This window comes from Glycomyces sp. NPDC049804, assembly GCF_040674615.1.
GTDB lineage: Bacteria > Actinomycetota > Actinomycetes > Mycobacteriales > Micromonosporaceae > Glycomyces > Glycomyces niveus.
On the sequence record NZ_JBFAMQ010000014.1, the window covers coordinates 86637 to 103693 of the forward strand.

22 protein-coding genes are annotated in these 17057 nt (G+C 69.6%); 8 read left to right on the plus strand and 14 right to left on the minus strand.

Annotated features, from left to right (window positions below; all coding sequences use genetic code 11):
• The first annotated feature begins 29 nt into the window (after positions 1–29).
• Positions 30–602 carry a TetR/AcrR family transcriptional regulator gene (locus AB0K52_RS20245; protein WP_363534485.1) on the plus strand — a complete coding sequence of 191 codons (573 nt, stop codon included), beginning with the start codon at positions 30–32 and terminating at the stop codon, positions 600–602.
• Here the strand turns inward: AB0K52_RS20245 and AB0K52_RS20250 are convergent.
• Both AB0K52_RS20250 and AB0K52_RS20255 read right to left on the minus strand, forming a co-directional pair.
• Positions 599–1006, minus strand: coding sequence for a hypothetical protein (locus tag AB0K52_RS20250; RefSeq protein WP_363534488.1), 408 nt, complete (start codon positions 1004–1006; stop codon positions 599–601). The genes AB0K52_RS20245 and AB0K52_RS20250 overlap by 4 nt on opposite strands.
• On the minus strand, positions 999–1364 hold the full coding sequence (locus AB0K52_RS20255; protein ID WP_363534491.1) for a hypothetical protein: 366 nt from the start codon (positions 1362–1364) through the stop codon (positions 999–1001). Before AB0K52_RS20255 ends, AB0K52_RS20250 begins: the two co-directional genes overlap by 8 nt.
• 400 nt (positions 1365–1764) lie before the next feature.
• Between AB0K52_RS20255 and AB0K52_RS20260 the strand changes: the two genes are divergently transcribed.
• From AB0K52_RS20260 to AB0K52_RS20280, 5 genes are read left to right on the plus strand one after another with little or no spacing between them, the layout of a single operon-like run.
• Positions 1765–2163, plus strand: coding sequence for a hypothetical protein (locus AB0K52_RS20260; RefSeq protein WP_363534494.1), 399 nt, complete (start codon positions 1765–1767; stop codon positions 2161–2163).
• A 10-nt stretch (positions 2164–2173) separates the two neighbouring features.
• A complete protein-coding gene (moaC, locus tag AB0K52_RS20265) occupies positions 2174–2641 on the plus strand; it encodes a cyclic pyranopterin monophosphate synthase MoaC (protein ID WP_363534497.1) in 468 nt (155 codons plus the stop codon).
• Positions 2629–3330 (plus strand): MogA/MoaB family molybdenum cofactor biosynthesis protein, encoded by a 702-nt coding sequence (locus tag AB0K52_RS20270; RefSeq protein WP_363534500.1) that lies wholly within the window; start codon positions 2629–2631, stop codon positions 3328–3330. Before moaC ends, AB0K52_RS20270 begins: the two co-directional genes overlap by 13 nt.
• The gene (locus AB0K52_RS20275) at positions 3327–4487 is read left to right on the plus strand and encodes a molybdopterin molybdotransferase MoeA (RefSeq protein ID WP_363534503.1); all 1161 of its coding nucleotides are present in this window, start codon (positions 3327–3329) and stop codon (positions 4485–4487) included. The genes AB0K52_RS20270 and AB0K52_RS20275 overlap by 4 nt, the downstream gene beginning before the upstream one ends.
• A 4-nt stretch (positions 4488–4491) precedes the next feature.
• Positions 4492–4905 (plus strand): molybdenum cofactor biosynthesis protein MoaE, encoded by a 414-nt coding sequence (locus tag AB0K52_RS20280; protein ID WP_363534505.1) that lies wholly within the window; start codon positions 4492–4494, stop codon positions 4903–4905.
• A gap of 36 nt (positions 4906–4941) precedes the next feature.
• On the opposite strand, the gene AB0K52_RS20285 is transcribed toward AB0K52_RS20280, so the two are convergent.
• Together AB0K52_RS20285 and AB0K52_RS20290 are read right to left on the minus strand one after the other, a co-directional pair.
• Positions 4942–5646, minus strand: a complete 705-nt coding sequence (locus AB0K52_RS20285; protein WP_363534508.1) for a dienelactone hydrolase family protein — start codon at positions 5644–5646, stop codon at positions 4942–4944.
• Between the two features lie 11 nt (positions 5647–5657).
• Entirely contained in the window at positions 5658–6311 is a 654-nt protein-coding gene (locus AB0K52_RS20290) for a copper resistance CopC family protein (RefSeq protein WP_363534511.1), read from the minus strand.
• 180 nt (positions 6312–6491) lie between these two features.
• Here AB0K52_RS20290 and AB0K52_RS20295 point away from each other — a divergent pair, with 180 nt between their 5' ends.
• A complete protein-coding gene (locus tag AB0K52_RS20295; protein ID WP_363534514.1) occupies positions 6492–7484 on the plus strand; it encodes a Gfo/Idh/MocA family oxidoreductase in 993 nt (330 codons plus the stop codon).
• Between the two features lie 26 nt (positions 7485–7510).
• Here AB0K52_RS20295 and AB0K52_RS20300 read toward each other — a convergent pair whose 3' ends face one another.
• Complete coding sequence (locus tag AB0K52_RS20300; protein WP_363534517.1) at positions 7511–8392, minus strand: hypothetical protein; 882 nt, start codon at positions 8390–8392, stop codon at positions 7511–7513.
• Between the two features lie 110 nt (positions 8393–8502).
• Here AB0K52_RS20300 and AB0K52_RS20305 point away from each other — a divergent pair, with 110 nt between their 5' ends.
• Entirely contained in the window at positions 8503–9702 is a 1200-nt protein-coding gene (locus tag AB0K52_RS20305; protein ID WP_363534520.1) for a hypothetical protein, read from the plus strand.
• On the opposite strand, the gene AB0K52_RS20310 is transcribed toward AB0K52_RS20305, so the two are convergent.
• From AB0K52_RS20310 to AB0K52_RS20350, 9 genes are all read right to left on the minus strand, one after another.
• Positions 9699–10532: a hypothetical protein gene (locus AB0K52_RS20310; RefSeq protein ID WP_363534523.1), complete on the minus strand. Its 834-nt coding sequence runs from the start codon at positions 10530–10532 to the stop codon at positions 9699–9701. The two genes, AB0K52_RS20305 and AB0K52_RS20310, sit on opposite strands and share 4 nt — an antisense overlap.
• Before the next feature lie 3 nt (positions 10533–10535).
• Positions 10536–11486, minus strand: coding sequence for a hypothetical protein (locus tag AB0K52_RS20315; protein WP_363534525.1), 951 nt, complete (start codon positions 11484–11486; stop codon positions 10536–10538).
• 9 nt (positions 11487–11495) lie between these two features.
• Entirely contained in the window at positions 11496–11864 is a 369-nt protein-coding gene (locus tag AB0K52_RS20320; protein ID WP_208499255.1) for a hypothetical protein, read from the minus strand.
• 38 nt (positions 11865–11902) lie between these two features.
• Positions 11903–12274: a YbaB/EbfC family nucleoid-associated protein gene (locus AB0K52_RS20325; RefSeq protein ID WP_363534530.1), complete on the minus strand. Its 372-nt coding sequence runs from the start codon at positions 12272–12274 to the stop codon at positions 11903–11905.
• Entirely contained in the window at positions 12271–12573 is a 303-nt protein-coding gene (locus tag AB0K52_RS20330) for a YbaB/EbfC family nucleoid-associated protein (RefSeq protein ID WP_363534533.1), read from the minus strand. Before AB0K52_RS20330 ends, AB0K52_RS20325 begins: the two co-directional genes overlap by 4 nt.
• Positions 12574–12708: 135 nt before the next feature.
• Entirely contained in the window at positions 12709–13551 is an 843-nt protein-coding gene (locus tag AB0K52_RS20335) for a hypothetical protein (protein ID WP_363534536.1), read from the minus strand.
• A 28-nt stretch (positions 13552–13579) separates the two neighbouring features.
• Positions 13580–14230 (minus strand): hypothetical protein, encoded by a 651-nt coding sequence (locus AB0K52_RS20340; protein WP_363534538.1) that lies wholly within the window; start codon positions 14228–14230, stop codon positions 13580–13582.
• Between the two features lie 340 nt (positions 14231–14570).
• On the minus strand, positions 14571–16301 hold the full coding sequence (locus AB0K52_RS20345; RefSeq protein ID WP_363534541.1) for a hypothetical protein: 1731 nt from the start codon (positions 16299–16301) through the stop codon (positions 14571–14573).
• Positions 16294–17040 carry a hypothetical protein gene (locus AB0K52_RS20350; RefSeq protein ID WP_363534544.1) on the minus strand — a complete coding sequence of 249 codons (747 nt, stop codon included), beginning with the start codon at positions 17038–17040 and terminating at the stop codon, positions 16294–16296. Before AB0K52_RS20350 ends, AB0K52_RS20345 begins: the two co-directional genes overlap by 8 nt.
• Between the last annotated feature and the right edge of the window lie 17 nt (positions 17041–17057).

The window sequence follows — 17057 nt, forward strand, 5'->3', positions numbered from 1 at the left end:
TCGGAGCGCATCGCAGAGAGAGGTTCGTCATGGGTCGCACGCAGACGTTCGACACCGCCGAGGTCGTGCGGTCCGCCCGCGCCGTCTTCTGGCGCCACGGCTACGAGGCCGCCTCCGTGCCCGCGCTCGAAGCCGCCACCGGCCTGCGCCGCTCCAGCATCTACCACGCGTTCGGCAGCAAACGCGGCCTCTTCGACGCCGCCGTCGAGTCGTACCTCGACGAGATCGTGCGCCCCCGCCTCGCCCCGCTCACCGGCGTGCCCGCGCCCGACGCCATCCTCGACTACCTGTACGGGCTGCGCGAAGCCCTGGAACGGGCCGGGTCGGTCATCGCCGCCAACGGCTGCCTGCTCATCAACGCCGCCGGGGCCTCGATCGCCGACGACGCGGCCGTGCGCGAGACCATCGCCGCCTACCGCGCCGAACTCGGCGAGGCCATCGGCAACGGCATCCGCGCCCACTGCCCCGACATCGAGGACGCGCAGCGGCTCACCGACACCGTGACCGCCCTCGTCGTCGCCGCCTACGCCCTCGCCAGGGTCGACACCCCCGGCGCCGTCCACAGCATCGACGCGGCGATGGACCTCATCGAGCGCGCTTAAGCCTTGCGGCGCTTGAACAGGTAGACGAGCCCGACCGCCGGGAGCACCAGCGGCACGTACCCGTACCCCGACCCGAAATGCGACCACACCGAAGGCTCCGGGAACCATCCCGGCACCGCGAAGCTCAACGCCCCCACCGCGAGCACCCCGGCCATCTCCACGCCCACCGCCAGCAGCGCCAGCGCGCCCGCGCCGCGGATGATCGCGATCGCCGCCACGAGGTAGATGAGCGCCGCGATCGCGCTCAGCGTGAAGCTCACCGGCGCATCGCCGAACTTCGTGACCACCTGGAACACCGCCCGCACCCCGGCCGAGACCGCGAACACCACGTAGACCAGCACGATGAGGCGGCCGAACCCGGCCGCGAGCGCCCGCGGCGCGGCCTCCGCGCTCGTGTCAGACATGGACCTGCAGCTCCCAGATCTGGTGGACGCGCAGCATGAGCCCCGCGACGATGAGACCCGAGGCCGCCACCGTCCCGATCCCCCACCGGCTCCGGTCGATCGAGCCCCAGAAGCAGGCCGCGACCGGCACCAGGACCGCCGTCACAAGGTAGGAGAAGAACAGCGCCTTCCCGCCGCCCGGCTCGCCCGGCACGATCGCGATCGACACCGCGAGCTGCGCGAGGAGCAGCAGTTCGAGCACCGCGACACCCACGAGGTGGCGGTTGCCGACCAGCTGGGAGCGGGCCGTGTCCACGAAGAACCAGGCGCTCATCGCCAGCGCGGCGCCCTGGACGGCGAGGTAGAGCCATTCGATCACGCCTCGACGCTAATACAGGCCCGCCGGGGCGAATCCGAGGCCGCACCGCGAAGTGGCCGCCGCAGTCCTCGACCCCTTTTCCTCGCTCCCATGCCCGGGATGCCCATGACGCCCTCGGTGAGCACGGCCCCGGAGAGATGAACGCGAACATCTACAACCCGTCCTACGAACTGCGCCCCTGAGCGCGGACCAGCCACACGACCTGGAAGGCCCGCATTGAGCACCGAGACGCCGGCCCACGAGACCGAGAACGCGCCGAAGCAGGCCTGGTCCCAGTTGGTGAACGTGAAGTTCGAGTTCACCTTGGTGGTCTTCCAGGCACCGGCGTGAAACCGCCCGCCTTGGAGGCCGCTTCCGATGCGCGCGATCAAGATCGACCTGTTCGCGTGGCCTGCCTGGCATGGCCCGCCTGCTCCGCAGCGCTGGCAGAACGGCCGGGAAGCTCCCTCCTCGGGAGGCGACCGCGGTCGGCGAACCCTATGACAGGGCCGTCTGCATGTGGTCGGAGTGCGGCGAGGGAAGCCCGGCCGAGTACGTCGAGGTCGCGTACGAGGAAATGCCGGGCCGGAAGACCGAGGTCTCGGTACTCGCCCTCAGCGTGCAGGGCGGCACGGCTCGAGTGCTGGTCGGCCCGCTCGTCGACCATGCGATCTCATCGCGCTTCGAGGCGGCGTTCGCGGGGATCGGCATCGGGCTCGTGGTCGCGTGGTGGGCCGCGAAAGGGCTCGCCGCGCTCGGGGAGGAGCGGTTCTGGTCGCGCGGTGTCCGGTTATTCGGCGGCGTCCGGGTCCGCGACTAGACTTCGCGGCATGGCTGACCTCACGCATGTCGACTCGTCCGGGGCCGCCCGCATGGTCGACGTCTCCGAGAAGGACGTGTCGCACCGTTCGGCGCTCGCGACCGGGCGGCTCGTCACCACCCCCGAGGTGGTCGCGGCGCTGCGCGAGAACTCGCTGGCGAAGGGCGACGCCCTGGCGACCGCGCGCATCGCGGGGATCATGGCCGCGAAGCGCACGCCGGACCTGGTGCCGCTGTGCCACCCGATCGCGATCAGCGGCGTGAAGGTCGACCTCACGGTGACCGACGAGGGCGTCGAGATCGCGGCGCGCGTGAAGACCGCCGACCGGACCGGGGTCGAGATGGAGGCCCTGACGGCGGTGTCCGTCGCAGCGTTGACGTTGGTGGACATGGTGAAAGCCGTTGACCCCGCCGCGGTCGTCACCGACATCCGGGTGGAGGAGAAGCTCGGGGGGAAGACCGGGACATGGCAGCGGTGAAGGCCGTCGTCGTGGTCGCCTCGAATCGGGCCGCAGACGGGGTTTACGCGGACGAGTCCGGGCCGATCCTCGCTGAGGGACTGCGCGCGCGCGGGTTCGACGTGGTCGGGCCGGTCGTCGTCCACGACGGCGATGAGGTCGAGGCCGCACTGCGCGTCGCCGTCGGCGACGCGGCCGATCTGGTGGTCACCTCCGGCGGCACCGGCCTCACTTCGAAGGACCTCACCCCGGAGATGACGAGCCGCGTCGTCGACTACGAAGTCCCCGGGATCGCGGAGGCGATCCGCGCCGCCGGGCTCGCGAAGACCCCGCACGCGGCGCTCTCGCGCGGCATCGCGGGGGTCGCCGAGCGGACGCTGATCGTGAACCTCGCCGGGTCGAAGGGCGCGGCGAAGGACGGGCTCGCGGTGCTCACCGCCGAACTCGTCGAGCACGCGGTCTCGCAACTGCACGACGGCGACCACGACCGCGGCGAAGGCGACCGCGGCGAGGGCAGTGAGGGCGGCGGCGAGCCGATCGCTTCACATGGCGAGCCGGCCGCGGGCGACACGCTGCACAGCGGTCCCGGACACGCCGGGTCGGCGGACGCGGGCGGCGCGGCGCACGGCCGCGGCGTCGCGCACGCGAGTGACACGAATATCGCCGGGCCGTCCCATCCCGAGACCGACGACGGAAGGACCACCGCATGACCGGCACCCCGCTCCCCTGGGCCGAAGCCCGAGAGACCGCTTGGGCCGCAGGCTATGCGGCCAAACCCGCCGCGTCCGAGCTGCCGTTCGGCGAGGCGGTCGGGTCGGCGCTGGCCGCGCCGCTCGTGGCCGTCTCGGACCTGCCCGCGTTCCCGACCTCCGCGGTCGACGGCTGGGCCGTCGCCGGGCAGGGCCCGTGGCGCATCGACGGGGCCGTGCTCGCAGGCCAGGTGCCGGAGGCGCTCAAGCCCGGCCAGGCCGTCAAGATCGCGACCGGCGCGCAGGTCCCCGAAGGAACCGAGGGCATCATCCGCCTGGAGCACAGCACGGTCGAGGACGAACTGGTCGACGGCCCGGCCGCGCGCGAATGGCGCGAGGCGGGCGAGGAGGCCGCGCACGGCGAGGAGCTGCTGCCCGCCGGGACCCCGGTCAGCCCGCCCGTGGTCGGCCTCGCGGCCGCCGCCGGGCATTCGACGCTGCCCGCGCACGCCCGGCCCGCCGCGCGCGTCGTCGTCTTCGGCGACGAGCTGCTGACCTCCGGGGTCTCCCGCGAGGGCCGGGTGCGGGACTCGTTGGGCCCCATGGTCCCCCACATGCTGCAGGCCGCCGGCGCGGCGGCCGGGCCGAGCATCGGGCCGGTCGAGGACACCCTCGAGGCGCATGTGGCGGCGCTTCGCGAGGCGCTCGCCGACGCGGACCTGGTGTGCACCACCGGCGGGACCATGGTCGGCCCCGTCGACCACCTGCACGCCGCGCTCGCCGAGATCGGCGCCGAGTACGTCATCAACACCGTCGCGGTGCGGCCCGGATTCCCGATGCTGCTGGCGCGCACCGAGGACGGGAAGTTCATCGCCGGCCTGCCCGGCAACCCGCAGTCCGCGGTGATCGCCGTCGTCTCGCTCGTCGCGCCGCTCCTGGCGGGCCTGCGCGGGCTGCCGCTGCCGCCGCTCGGCACGATCGGCCTCGCCGAGGACGTGCCCGGCCGCGGCTCCTTCACCCACCTGGCACTCGTCGACCGGGCCGGGCGCCGGCTCGGCCACCACGGCTCCGCGATGCTGCGGGGCCTGGCGGGCGCCGCCGGCTTCGCCGTGATCGGACCCGATGCGGTGGGGACCGAAGGCGCCACCGTCGAACTCGCCACCGTCCCTGGAGTGTGACCCCATGATCCGCGCACGCGTACTGGACGCCCCGCTCGACGTCGCCGAGCACGAGGCCGCGGTCGCCGCGGCCGAGGCCGGGGCCGTCGTGTCCTTCTCGGGCGTCGTCCGCAACCACGACCACGGCCGCGGCGTGCTCCGCCTCTCCTACGAGGGCCACCCGTCCGCGGGCGAGCTGCTGCGCACCGTCGCCGAGGAGATCGCGGCCCGGCCCGGCGTGCGCGGCGTCGTCGTCTCGCACCGGGTCGGCGACCTCGCGATCGGCGACCCGGCCCTCGTCGCGGCCGTCGCCGCCGAGCACCGCAAGGAGGCCTTCGACGCCTGCGCCGACCTCGTCGACGAGGTGAAGGCCCGCCTCCCGATCTGGAAGCACCAGTTCTTCGACGACGGCACGGACGAATGGGTCAACTGCCCCTAGCACCGGGCCGAGTTCTCGATGCGGGTTCGGCGACGGTCAGCCGCTGCGTTCGGGCAGCCGAAGGAACCGGACCGCGCTCTCCCATGCCCTGCGGGCGTGCACAGGGTCATAGCTCAGGCTGCCGGGATTGCAGAAGCCGTGGCCACAGGCGTAGGTCTCGACGGTGACACCTCGGCGGTGACGCAGTACCGCTGCGACCTCCGGTACGGAGAAACCAGGTTCCCTCTCTGCGAAGAGCAGCAGACATGGAGCGGCCGGTTGCAGCTGAGCATGGTCTCGGATCCGGGAGCCGTAGAAGCACACCGCGCCGTCGAGGTCGGCGCTCGCCGAGGCGAGCCACGCGCAGGTCGCTCCGACACTGAAACCGACGCAGAGCACCCTTCGGTAGTCGGGGCGCAAGTCGCCGACGAATCCGACGAGTGCTTCCGCCATACGCTCCAGACCGGGTTCACGGAGGAAGTCGCGGTAGGCCCGGGCCTCGTCATCGGTGGAGAAGACGGCGCCCGCGGGCAGAAAACTGGGCGTGAAGACATCGCATCGATACGCGCGGAGCGCGTCCGCGACCCGTTCGATGTGGGCGTTCACGCCGTAGATCTCATGGACTACGACAACAGCGGTCTCATGAGCGGGAGCGCCGGACGGCTGCGGTGTCATGCAGCCGTCCCGCGAAGTCCGCTGCGCCTGAACTGCTCCGACCCCTCGCCTGGCATCGCGCCCGTCGACTCGCCCGTGGGACGACATGGAACCGGGGCTTAGGGCTCCTCCCCGTCCTCGGTCTGCTCCTTGCGGCCCAAGGTCTTCACGAGCACCACGCCGCCGACCACGACCACGAGGAGGCCGAGCAGGATCGCGGCCAGCGCCGCGCCCGTGTTCGAGTCCTCCTCGTCTTCGCTGCTGAGGCCGCCGGTGGCCCGGCTGGTCTCCTCCTGCGTCGCGGGCTCGGTGGCCGCGCCGTCGGTCGTCGCGGCGGCGGTCGGCTCCGCGCCCGGCGCGTAGAGGCCCTCGGGGATCGACTCGACGGTGAAGGTGATCGCGTCGTCGACGCGGTGGCCGTCCTCGGAGATCACGCGGAACGCCACCGTGTACGCGCCGGGGGCGGTGTAGCGCATCGGCTGGGTGAAGGTGTCGCCGTCGAAGGTCGGGTCGGCGACGTCGACGACCGCGCCGGTCGGGTCGGTCACGGCGATCTCGGTCGAGGGCCCGTCCAGCAGCTCGGAGAAGGTGGCCGTGACCTCGGCGGGGGCTTCGGCGACGGTGGCGCCGTCCTCGGGGTCGGTGCCGGTGAGCGCCGCGTGCGCCGAGGCCGGCGAGGCGGGGCCGAGCGTCAGGACGCCGCCTGCGGCGGCGGCCAGTGCGAGCGCGGCGGCGCGCCGCAGGGGCTGTCGTTGAGAAGCACGGAGAGACATTTCGCCATAGTGCCACGGCGGCCCCGGTTCCCCGCTGCGGGAAAGGTCACATCAATCACCAGGTCACAGGAGGGGCGTGACCGACAGTGATCCTCGTTCGAGAATATGGCCCGGTTGGCGGAGATAGTACCGCTGACCCTCGTGTTGACGATCGCGAGAAGTTGTGGTGTGCTTACGTCCATGGTTGAACCGATCCGATGGGGAATCCTGGCGACCGGTGGAATCGCATCGACCTTTGTGGAAGATCTTGCCCTCCTCGACGATTGCCGCGTCACCGCTGTGGCCTCTCGATCGGCGGAGCGCGCCGCCGCGTTCGCCAAGAAGCACGACATCCCTCAGGCCTGGGAGTCCGTCCAGGCCCTCGCGGCGGACGACGACGTCGACATCGTCTACGTCGCCACCCCGCACTCCCATCACTACCTGCCCACCCTGCAGCTCCTCGAGGCCGGCAAGCACGTCCTGTGCGAGAAGGCCTTCGCGTACAACGCCTCCCAGGCCCGCACGATGTTCGACGTCGCCCGCGAGCACCAGCGGTTCCTCATGGAGGCCATGTGGACCCGCTGCAACCCGGCCATCCGCGAGATGCGCCGGGCCATCAAAGAGGGCATGATCGGCGAGGTCGTGTCGGTGCACGGCAACTTCTCGTTCGCCGCCGAGATGCCGCCGAGCCACCGGCTCCGCAACCTCGAACTGGCCGGGGGCGCCCTCCTCGACCTCGGCGTCTACCCGATCACGCTGGCGCACTTGGTGCTCGGCAAGCCCGATTCGATCCAGGCGCACAGCGTCATGGACTCGACCGGGGTGGACGCGCAGACCGCGCTCACCCTCCGGTACCCGAACGCGATCGCGCAGCTCTCCTGCTCCTACCGGGGCGGTCCCGCGAACGAGGTCACGATCTCGGGGACCGAGGGCCGCATCGAACTGCGCGAGTACGCCTACCGGCCCAGCGGGTACACGCTGGTGCGGTACGACGAGGCGCCCCGTGAATTCGAGGCGCCTTACGTCGGCCACGGCTACGTCCACGAAGCGCTCGAAGTGCACCGGGCGCTGCGCCAGGGCCGGCTCGAGTCGACGCTCGTGCCGCCGCAGAGCACCATCGAGGTCATGGAGATCATGGACGAGGCGCGCGCCCAGATCGGGCTGCGCTACCCCGGCGAGACCCACCCCAAGTAACCGGCTTTCGAAGGCCCGCAGGCGGATCAGTACTCGATCTGCTTGCGGGCCGCTTCGCGCTTGGCGGCGATCGCGGCGTGCTTCTCGCGCAGCCAGGCCACGCGCGCCTCGGCGTTCTCGATGGTGGTCTGCTCTGCCTGCTCGACGAGCACGCCGCGGCGGGCGGCCTCGTCGCGGAAGACCTGGTCGAGGCCCGGCAGCAAGGCCATCACGGGCCCGGTGAAGAACCCGGTCTCGGCCTCCTTGGTGCGGATCCAGCCCTTGTACTCGATCTCGCAGACCACTTGGCGGCGGCCCGCTTCGGGGTCGCGGATGGCGAGGTCGGCGACCATCGCCCAGATGGTGAAGATCGCGGAGGTGGCCTTCTCGGAGACCCAGCCGCGGCCGGGCACGGGCGGCAGCAGGTTCTCGATGCTCTCGGTGAACGAGTCGGTGGAGAGCTTCTGGATGATGCCGTCCAGGGAGCGGGTGCGGATGGCCTTCACCTTGTGCCACTTGGCGGTCGAGCCGTCGAAGCCGACCTCTTCGGGGCCGATGTCGATGGTGCCGAAGTTGTCGAGCAGGCCCAGGAGCATGCCGGTGCCGAGTGGCGGCTTGTTGCCCGAGGTGATGAGCTTGCCGAGGCTCCACTGCCATTCCTCCTGCACCGGGGAGGTCGGCAGCGGCAGGCGCTTGAGCAGTTCTTCGAGGTCGCCCTCTTTGAACGCGGTCTTCGCGTCGCTCGCGAAATTGACGGCCCCGTCGCGCTTCTCGGCGACGAAACCGGTGGTGGCGTCCACTTTGCTCTTCGCGAGGCCGACGGCGGCGTCGCGCTTCTCCTTCGCGGCGTCCACGCCGACGTCGACGACCATCTTGCCCGCTTCCTGCGCGCGCTGCTTCATCTGCTCGAGGCGGTCCTTCATACCCATGCGAGCAAGATACAGGTCTCGGGCAATGAGCCGGTCACCCAGCGCAGGGCCACCGGCCCCGGCCCAGGTCCGATACCGTGAGGGCCGATCCCCCACCCGAGAGGACCGCGATGCCCCCCGCCCGCGACGACCTGCCGCGCTCCCGCCGCCCCGGCCCCGGCTCATACGGCTCCAGGGAGACCTCCCTGGCCGAACCCCGGCCGCTCCGCACGCGCGACAACGGGATGCGCGTGATCAACGACCGCGTCTCGGCGCAGGTCCGACCCGCCGCCTCCCGCAACGAACCCGGGCTGCCGAACCGCAAGCCGGTGCGGGCCTTCCAGGACCCGGAGCTCGCGCCCGGCCCCGGCGAAGGCGTCCTCTCGGTCCTCGTCGGAAGCACCGACCTCGCGCCCGTGATCGCCGTCGACGGCCTCCCGGTCACGGTCGGCAACGGCCAGCTCGACCTGGTCCTCCTGGCCGGGCCCCACACGGTCGAAGCGCAGAGCACGTTCACCCTCGACCCCGTCGTGGTCGACGTCGCCGACGGCGGACGCCACCGCCTGCAGTACTTCGAGCACTGGCCCGCCGGCCACCGCGTCCTCGGCGACCTGCCCGAGACGCACGAATTCATCCCCACCAACGCCGGCTGCTGGTCCTGGCTGGCGATGACCGCCACGATCTGCTGCCTGCCGATGAGCGCCGTCATGACCCTCTTCCCCTCCGAGGACTGGCACTGGATCTCGGGACTGGCCCTCGGCGCGCTCGCGGTCGTCCTCATCGCCACCGGCATCCCCTTGTGGCGCAAAGCCAAAGCCAAATACCAGCGCGACCTCACCGCGCAGCGCCAGAGCCTCGCCCGCGAACCCGTCCCCCACGGCCCGGACGCGGTCTTCCTGGGCGCCAAGCCGACCGCTCCCCCGCCGCTCCCGGTCGGCGCGGCCGCCATCGACCTGCACCTCGCCTGCGGCAGGCACCTGTGGGCGGGCGGCCGCAAAGCCGCGCACGGCTCCTTCCTCGCCCGCGCCTGGACGCCGCCGCCCCGCGTCCGCATCGACGGTGCCGAGCAGCCCGCCTCCTGGGGCCACTGGCGCTACCACGTTCCCCCTGGCGCGCACCAGATCACGGTCGTCGCCGACGGCCGCCCCGCGAACCTCGACATCCCCGACCGCCACACCGGCCGCCCCGGCAAGCAGCGCGACCTCACCATCGAAGCCCAAGCGGGCCAGACGATCGCGCTCAACGCCGAAGCGCACGTGTACGCCGTCTGGCGCCCGGCCGCCGGCGAGATCGAGTCCTTCGAACCGCGCCTCTGGCTGGAGGCCGCCTAGCCGTTCAGCGCCGCCGCGAACCGGCGCTGCAGGTCGGCGAGCTTGTGGGTGTACAGGTGTTCCTTCTGGCGCTTGGAGTCCGCGCCTTCCACGAGCATCGGCGTGGCGTACACGAACATGCCGCCGCGCCACATCCACACGACCCGGCGCATGTTCGGCTCGGCCTTTGCGGCCTCGGCCGCGGCCTGGGCGGTCGCGATGTCCTCGGCCCACACGGTGACGTGCACCGACGTGTCGAGGAACTCGTTGACTTTCCCTGCGATGGCGCGCCCGATGAAGCTCTTGGTGAAGCGGCCGCCCTCCTTGATCGCGGGCTTGTCCGCCGCGTACGCCGCGGCCTTCGCGAAGCCGCGCGGGTCGCACCAGGCCACCTCGTCGGGCACTTCGCCGCGGCTGGAACGGTAGTCGCACACCAGATCCGGCGCCTGCACCGCGGCGGGCATGACCCAGACGCGGTACGGGATGACCTTGCCGTCCTCGTCGGCGTCGCACACGCACAGGTTCTCGAACCGGACGCCGCCGCTCTCGCCGCGCACGAGACTCCGCACCCGCTGCATCGGCAGCCCGAGCGCGCGCAGCCGCTCCAGAAGCGGCCCCCACTGCGGCAGCGCGAACGCCTCGGCGTCGCTCTTCACGTCCGCGTACTCGAGGCCGTTGAGCCGCGAATGCGACTTCCACAGCCGCGCCGCGCCGTCGACCTCGTCGATCTTCGTCGAGGGCCGGTCGAGGGTGGCGTCCCCGAAGACCATGTCCGTCACGTAGACGAAGTTCTCGAGCTTGTGCCAGCGGCGCTCGTCCCCTCCGCCGCCCCACTCGCCGGTGCCCGACACGCGCTACCCGATCTGGATCTTCGGGACGTTGATCATCTTCTCGAGGAAGGGCAGGAACACGTTGAAGATGTCCCACACGAGGTCGAGGGTCTGACCGAGGTTCTGCACGAACTGGACGGCGGCGTTGATCGCCTGGATCGCGTCGAGCACGAGGCCCATGATCTGGGCGATCGTCATCGCGATGCACAGCGGGATCATCGCGCCGAACGTCGCGGTCGCGGCGGCGACCTGCGGCACGATCGTCTTGATGATCCAGGCGACGCCCTTCGCGATCAGCTTCTCGACCTGCTCGCGCAGGGCCCGGGCGACACCGGCCATCATGTTGAGCACCTGCTGCATGCCCAGCGCCAGGAAGCCCATCGCGTCCATCATCAGGCCGAGCTCCATGACGCGGGTGCGCGCGACGTCGCCGTCGTCGCCCATCCAGCTCGCGAGCTCGCCCTCGACCGTGGTGTTCATGTAGTCGGCGATCGGCGGCATCGAGTTGCCGACCTCCTGCCACATCTGGCCGGACTCCTGCATGCGGGTCTCGTTGCCGGTCACCAGGCCGAGGAGGTCCTCGAGCGGCTGGAACGTCTCGATCAGGAAGCTCACGATGGTGCCCGCGAGCCACGCGACCGGGTCGATGCCCACGACCTTGCCGGCGGCGGCGGTCAGCTGCGTGTAGCCGTCCTTGTTCGCTGCGAGCTTGCCCTTGAACTGGGAGAGCGAGCCGCTCACGCCGTTCCAGTTGATCGACTGGAGGTCGTTCTTGAGCATGGTGCCACCCGCTTTGAGGGTGTCCTTGTTCTTGTACGCCTGGTAGCCGGCCTTGATGGGCCCGTTGAGTTTGAAGCCCTGCTGCCCCCAGCCCTGCTGGTCGAGGGTGCTCAGCGCGCCCTGCCCGACGTCGGCGCTCCAGGTGTCCTGGTGGCCGGGGGAATTGGAGAAGTCGTTCATGCCGTGGTCGCTCATGGGGCTTCCTTACTTCTGGACCATGGGGTCGTTTTGGGTGTCCTTGGAGTACTCGTTGACGGCGCCGGCGATGCCGGTGGCGATCTTCGCGAACTCCTCGCTCATCATCGTGTCGACGTCCTCCCAGGACGCCCCGGAGTCCTCGAGTCGGGTGGCGACCCCGTCGATGCCCTGGCTCGCCTTGCTGAGCAGGTCGCGCCAGCCGTCGGCGAGCGGGAAGTAGAGCATCGACATCGGGATGCCGGCCAGGCCCCACATCCACGGGTCGGGGTCGGCCTCGGTGGAGTACTCGGAGGCCTTGTCGGCGTATGACATCGCCTCGCGCAGCTTGGTCGCGGCGGCGCGCAGCTGCTCGGGCTCGATTTCTTTCGCGGGCATTGGTGCCCCTTCCAGGGGGTAGCGGCGGTTCGGGTGGGTCAGCGCGGACGTTCGGGGGCGATGCGGTCCAGCAGGTCGCCGAAGCCGGTGTTGCCGAGGAACTGCCGGGCGAGTTCGGCGGCCTTTTCGGCGTGCGCGACTCTCGCCTGGTCGACCAGGGCGATGATCGTCGGGGCGAGCGACTGGCGGCGGCGCATCGCGTACTCGTCGATCTTGATCCGGTCGATGCGGCCGTTGCCGTCGAGCTTGACCGAGATGAGGCCGTCCTCGGAGAACACCTCGATGTCCGCGGCGCCGATCTGCTCCTGCATGCCCTCGTACTGGCGCAGGGTCTCCTCGGCTTGGCGCTGCATCGCCTCGAGCCGCGCCATCATCTCGTGCGGGTCGGGACGCTGGGGGCGGTCGCTCATCGGCTCCCCTCCTCTTCGGTGAAAGCGCCGAGCGAGCCCATGGCCGCCTGGATCGCCGACGTCAACTGGGCGTCGAGCTGGTCTTCAGCGGTGCGGAGGGTGGAGACGATGAGCTCGCCGAGCTCCACGCCGCTCAGCTCGAACGCGCTCATGCGCAGATCGAGCTCTTCGATCCGGCCGCCGGCCTTGGCCACGACGCGGACCTCGCCGTTCTCGCTGACAGCCTCACCGCGGGCCTCGGCAGCCATCCGCTCGATCTCCCTGGTGCGGGCCTGCATTGCTTCGCCGCTGTCGGACATCGGCTCCCCTTTCCTTCCGCGCGGCGCTCGGGTCGGGCACGCGGTCCTCCTGCGATGCTATAGCGCACTAGCCAGTCCCCCCAAAGTGCGCCCCACCTGCGGTTGCGCACCAGGCTCGCAGCAGGCGGTCCCGCCCTACACCGCCGCCGGGCCGGGAGCCCCCGGCGGGTCGACCAGGTGCTTGATGCGCGGGAGCGCGTCGAGGAACCCCGGGGTCTCGTCCGGCGCGCCGAACGCCCGGATGTGCTCCTCCTCGTACATCACGAGCCAGCGGTCCCGGACCATCCAGTCGCGCTTGAACACGACCGGCTCGTAGGACCGCGAGGCCACCTGGGCCGCATAGGCTTCCGAATCGGTGTGGAGGTTCGGCGGATATGACAGGAAGTCATCGACGAACTTCCGCGCCTCCCGGATCCCCGGCACCTTGCCGAGCACGCTCGACTGCTTCAGCTTCGACGGGGGCTTCGGCCCGTAGACCTTCTTGTACTCGCCGAACCTCGGATGGAAATAGCTTCGCTGTTCCGGCAAGGTGGTGTTCAGACGGAGGTCGAAGACCAGGTCCGGGTAAGCGCGGGACAGCGGCGTGCACACGAAGCGGAAGTTGTGCAGCACTTCGAACTGGTCGACGGTGTAGGCGGCGAAACTCGTGAAGGGCACACCCTGCCACTCCGCTTGGAGAAAGCCAGCGGCTCCGTGCACCTGGATCTGCACGCGCCGCATCTCCTCGAAGAACGCCGAGAGCTCCGGATCGGCCAGGATCTCGGCGGCAGGGAGCTCCGCCCGGTAAGCCAGGCCCCGTTTGCGCGCGAACTTGCCCCACCGCTTGATCCCGCTGTGCGCGACCCCTTGGACAGTCAGGCCAGGGTAATCGTCGTTGCCGCTGGTGCCGCCGTACCCGTCGCCCACGGCGGCTTCGACCAGGTCCGCCAGCGCGTTCCTGAGCGGCTGGGCCCGCCCCGAGTCGTAGAAGTCGCGCATCCCATGGTCGCCCATTGATTCACCATCCCTAACGGTATCGCCGCAAGTCGACACCCGACCCGTCGGCGAACGTGATCCGGCGGTACACCCCGGCCGGCTTGAACCTGCGCAGGATCCGGGTGCGGCGCAGCCGGTCGACGTCGCCCTCGAACTCATAGCGCGCGTCGCGCACTTCAAGCACCGTCCGAACCGGCACCGGCTGGTCGAACTCGCTCGGCTTCCCGGACCCGCTCAGGAACTTCCCGTACGTGCGGCCCTCGACGACCAGGAACGCGAGCCGCCGGTTGGTGAACACCCAGAGGCCCCGGCTTCGCAGCCCGGGAGTCGCCATGCGGCCCAGCATCGAGTCGCGGCCTTCTCCGTGCAGGACTACGTTGGGGCCCTTCAGCTTCTTGCCGCCACCACTCCCGCCATCCGCACCACTGAGGCCTTCGGCGATGAAGGACAGCACGATCAGCAAGACCACCGACCCGACGATCCACACCAGCGTGAGCCAAGCGATCTTCGCAGTCCGCCGCACAACCTGCTCCGACGTCCAAGGCGGCTTCGGAATACCTTCAAAATCGGGCAGCTTCCATTGCGGAATCCAGTCGATGAGCCGTTCCTCAGGCTCCAGCCACTGCCGTTCAAGCATGCCTTTGGAGTCGAGCTTGAGGTCGAAGCGAGGAGTGCGGGGCATTCGGGGATCTTTCTCTTCGAGCCGGCGAACTGAATCGTCGCCGGCGCCCCGGGCGGGTCGACGAGGTGCTTGATGTGCGGGAGCAAGTCGAGGAAGGGGATCTCGTCCCTGGCGCCGAGCGCTCGAACGCGCTCCTCCTCGAACTTGGTCGGCCACTGCCCTCGGACCATCCACTCCTGCTTGAAGGCGAGGCGCTCATGAGGTCGCGAGGCCGCTTGGGCCGCATAGGCTTCCGAAGCGGTGTGGAGGTCAGGCGACCGATCAATACCACATAAGGCTTCGGAACCTGGACGAGAACGGGGCCGGCGGGATGCAATCCGCCGACCCCGTTCAAGTCTCGCTACGCGTAGGGGTCTTCTTCTTCGTTGCCGATGCCCCAGACGTCGTCGTCCTCGGTCAGCCAGGTACCGGACTCCTGGCCGTCTTCGCCAGGACCGCCCATGCCGCGGCCGCCGCCGGCGCCGCCCATCATGCCGCCGGCCATGCCACCGCGGCCCATGCCCTTGGGGCCACCGGCACCGCGACCGCCGGCGCCGCGACCACCACCGGCTCCAGCACCGGCACCGCGGCCGCCACCGGCGCCGCCCATCATGCCGCCCATGCCGCCAGCACCCATGCCAGCGCCGAGACCGCCACCAGCACCGCCGCCGAGGCCGCCGCCCATGCCGCCACCGGCACCACCGCCGAGACCGCCACCGAGGCCGCCTCCTCCACCGCCGAGGCCGCCACCGGAGGCCAGACCACCGGACGGATCGTCGAGGTCAGGGGTCGAGGGCTTCCACGGGTCCGAGTCGCCGGTCCCGGGCAGGGTGTAGTCCTTGTTGGGGTTGGGTTCGTAGCCCCCGTCTTCGCCGAGACCGCCAGGATCGAATTCGGGGGTCGTAGGCTCGTCCATTCCGGGGTAGTCGGTCGAGGGCATACCCCCTCCGGGGGGCATGCCGCCTCCGCCTCCGCCGCCACCTCCGCCGCCCGGCGTGAGGTTGTTGTTGTTTTCGGCTGCGCTGGTGGGCTGCTTCGGTGTGGTCGGGTCCTGGTGGGTGGAGTAAGTGGTGTTCGCGTTGTACTCGCGACCGATGATGTCGTTGTTGATGTCCTCGGAGGCCTGCACGTAGTCCGTGTTGACCTGGCTCATGGTGTCTTCGTTCTCGAGCAGGTACTTGTCACGGTTCTCGATGTAGAGCTCGTCCCAGTCGGTGCTCTTGAGCGGGTACGCCATCGGGCTGCCGCCCTGCTCGATGTACCGCATCACCTCTTCGTTGTAGGCCTGGTTCGAGGCCTGCTGCTCCCTTGTCGCGCTGTCGATCTGACCGTTGATCTCTTCCATGGTCCCCTGGGGGAACCCGACCATCTGGAGTGCGTAGTCGGGGGTGATGTGGTTGCATTGCCCTCCCGTCCACCACGGGGGGCGGCAGTGGACGTAATCGTCCTTGAAGATACCGACGAACCAGTTCTGCTCCTTGGTCCACAGCTGCGGAGCGGGGAACGGAATGAAGCCTTCGGGACCGCCCTGGGCGGCATAGATCTCTCCGGACTCGCGGTAGAGCATGTCCTTGATCTCGGTCGAGCTGTCGACGACTTCTTGGGCGATCTTGATCAGTTCTTCGACGTTCTTCTCGAGCGCGTCGAAGTCGTCGCCGGTCCACTCCTCCGAGAGCTGAGTCGTGTATGTCTGCAGGAGCCCGGGAAGATCAGCCAGGGGGATTACGACAGAGTCATCCCATGCGGTGGAAAGGCTGTCCAGTGCATGGTCGGCCGCACCTTCCGGACGCACGGACCTGATGATGCGGTCGAGATCGACGGGGATCGCGTGGGAGAGATCGTTCTCCGGCCGGATGTTCGATCCATCCGCGTCGTCAGCCCGGGGAACAGCAGACATCAGGTTCTGCCAGGCGGTCTCGACCTCGACGTTGTTCTTGAGCGGGCATCCGTCTTCACCGCAGGTGGAACTCGACGACTGCGAATTGATGTTCTGGAGTGTCTGCGCGTCGCCCGAATGCCCGAGATTCTCAAGCTTGACGGGTTTGGTGTCAGCCTCGAACTGGTCGTCGAATGTCGGTCCTCTATCACTCACCGGTGCTCACTCCCGCAGCTTCCAGTCGTTCGTTTACGACGCTCTGCACACCCGGCAGAGCCTCGTCGAGTAGGTAGTCCCTGGCCTCTTCCACCGTGTAGTCGGCCTTGTTGCCCGCAGAATCTGCGACGAGGTAGCTGCCGGTCTCGAGGGTGATGGCAATCAGATATGAACCGTCGCGGACGAACACCTTGAAGGCGTCACGGACTCCATAGTCGCCCAGGAAGAGAATGCCTTCGTCCCAGCCGGTGACCTCTTGCTCCGCGAATTCTTCGCCGTACTGCTCCCGCGCGTCCGCTTCCAATTCGGCATAGCGTGTGGAGGCCTCTTCCTCAGAAGACTTGGGCAGGACCCAGAGGTCGACATAGCCTCGGGCCGAGCCGGGGTTGTCCGCAGTCTCCTCGGACCAGACCACTTGGTTCGAGCACTTGGCGGCGTCGGTCGGATTGCCGACGCCGATCGGACCGCTGACGAACTCTTCCCCGACTGAAGCGGCCCGGAGGGATTCGGTCAGGTCGCTGTAGACACCGCCCAGGACCTCGCAGGGGTCCTCCCAGCTGGCGATTTCATCGTAGACCGCAGAGTCTCCTCCACCGTCTGCCGAGGCCGTTTCAGATCCGTTGGTGCTTCCGCTGCCCGGAGGAGTGGCGCCATCGTCGCCGTTGCCGCCGCAGGCCGCGAGCATCAGCAAGGCCGTTAGCGAGACCGCAGCGGTACCGGTTGCTTGGCGGATCTTCATTCAGCGCTCCTTGCAGT

Excerpts from the sequence above, each read along its gene's own strand:
- AB0K52_RS20245 (WP_363534485.1), top strand. The coding sequence starts at position 30 with ATGGGTCGCACGCAGACGTTCGACACCGCCGAGGTCGTGCGGTCCGCC.
- AB0K52_RS20250 (WP_363534488.1), bottom strand. The coding sequence starts at position 1,006 with ATGTCTGACACGAGCGCGGAGGCCGCGCCGCGGGCGCTCGCGGCCGGG.
- AB0K52_RS20260 (WP_363534494.1), top strand. The coding sequence starts at position 1,765 with ATGGCCCGCCTGCTCCGCAGCGCTGGCAGAACGGCCGGGAAGCTCCCT.
- moaC (WP_363534497.1), top strand. The coding sequence starts at position 2,174 with ATGGCTGACCTCACGCATGTCGACTCGTCCGGGGCCGCCCGCATGGTC.
- AB0K52_RS20270 (WP_363534500.1), top strand. The coding sequence starts at position 2,629 with ATGGCAGCGGTGAAGGCCGTCGTCGTGGTCGCCTCGAATCGGGCCGCA.
- AB0K52_RS20275 (WP_363534503.1), top strand. The coding sequence starts at position 3,327 with ATGACCGGCACCCCGCTCCCCTGGGCCGAAGCCCGAGAGACCGCTTGG.
- AB0K52_RS20280 (WP_363534505.1), top strand. The coding sequence starts at position 4,492 with ATGATCCGCGCACGCGTACTGGACGCCCCGCTCGACGTCGCCGAGCAC.
- AB0K52_RS20285 (WP_363534508.1), bottom strand. The coding sequence starts at position 5,646 with ATGTCGTCCCACGGGCGAGTCGACGGGCGCGATGCCAGGCGAGGGGTC.
- AB0K52_RS20290 (WP_363534511.1), bottom strand. The coding sequence starts at position 6,311 with ATGTCTCTCCGTGCTTCTCAACGACAGCCCCTGCGGCGCGCCGCCGCG.
- AB0K52_RS20295 (WP_363534514.1), top strand. The coding sequence starts at position 6,492 with ATGGTTGAACCGATCCGATGGGGAATCCTGGCGACCGGTGGAATCGCA.
- AB0K52_RS20300 (WP_363534517.1), bottom strand. The coding sequence starts at position 8,392 with ATGGGTATGAAGGACCGCCTCGAGCAGATGAAGCAGCGCGCGCAGGAA.
- AB0K52_RS20305 (WP_363534520.1), top strand. The coding sequence starts at position 8,503 with ATGCCCCCCGCCCGCGACGACCTGCCGCGCTCCCGCCGCCCCGGCCCC.
- AB0K52_RS20315 (WP_363534525.1), bottom strand. The coding sequence starts at position 11,486 with ATGAGCGACCACGGCATGAACGACTTCTCCAATTCCCCCGGCCACCAG.
- AB0K52_RS20320 (WP_208499255.1), bottom strand. The coding sequence starts at position 11,864 with ATGCCCGCGAAAGAAATCGAGCCCGAGCAGCTGCGCGCCGCCGCGACC.
- AB0K52_RS20325 (WP_363534530.1), bottom strand. The coding sequence starts at position 12,274 with ATGAGCGACCGCCCCCAGCGTCCCGACCCGCACGAGATGATGGCGCGG.
- AB0K52_RS20330 (WP_363534533.1), bottom strand. The coding sequence starts at position 12,573 with ATGTCCGACAGCGGCGAAGCAATGCAGGCCCGCACCAGGGAGATCGAG.
- AB0K52_RS20335 (WP_363534536.1), bottom strand. The coding sequence starts at position 13,551 with ATGCGCGACTTCTACGACTCGGGGCGGGCCCAGCCGCTCAGGAACGCG.
- AB0K52_RS20340 (WP_363534538.1), bottom strand. The coding sequence starts at position 14,230 with ATGCCCCGCACTCCTCGCTTCGACCTCAAGCTCGACTCCAAAGGCATG.
- AB0K52_RS20350 (WP_363534544.1), bottom strand. The coding sequence starts at position 17,040 with ATGAAGATCCGCCAAGCAACCGGTACCGCTGCGGTCTCGCTAACGGCC.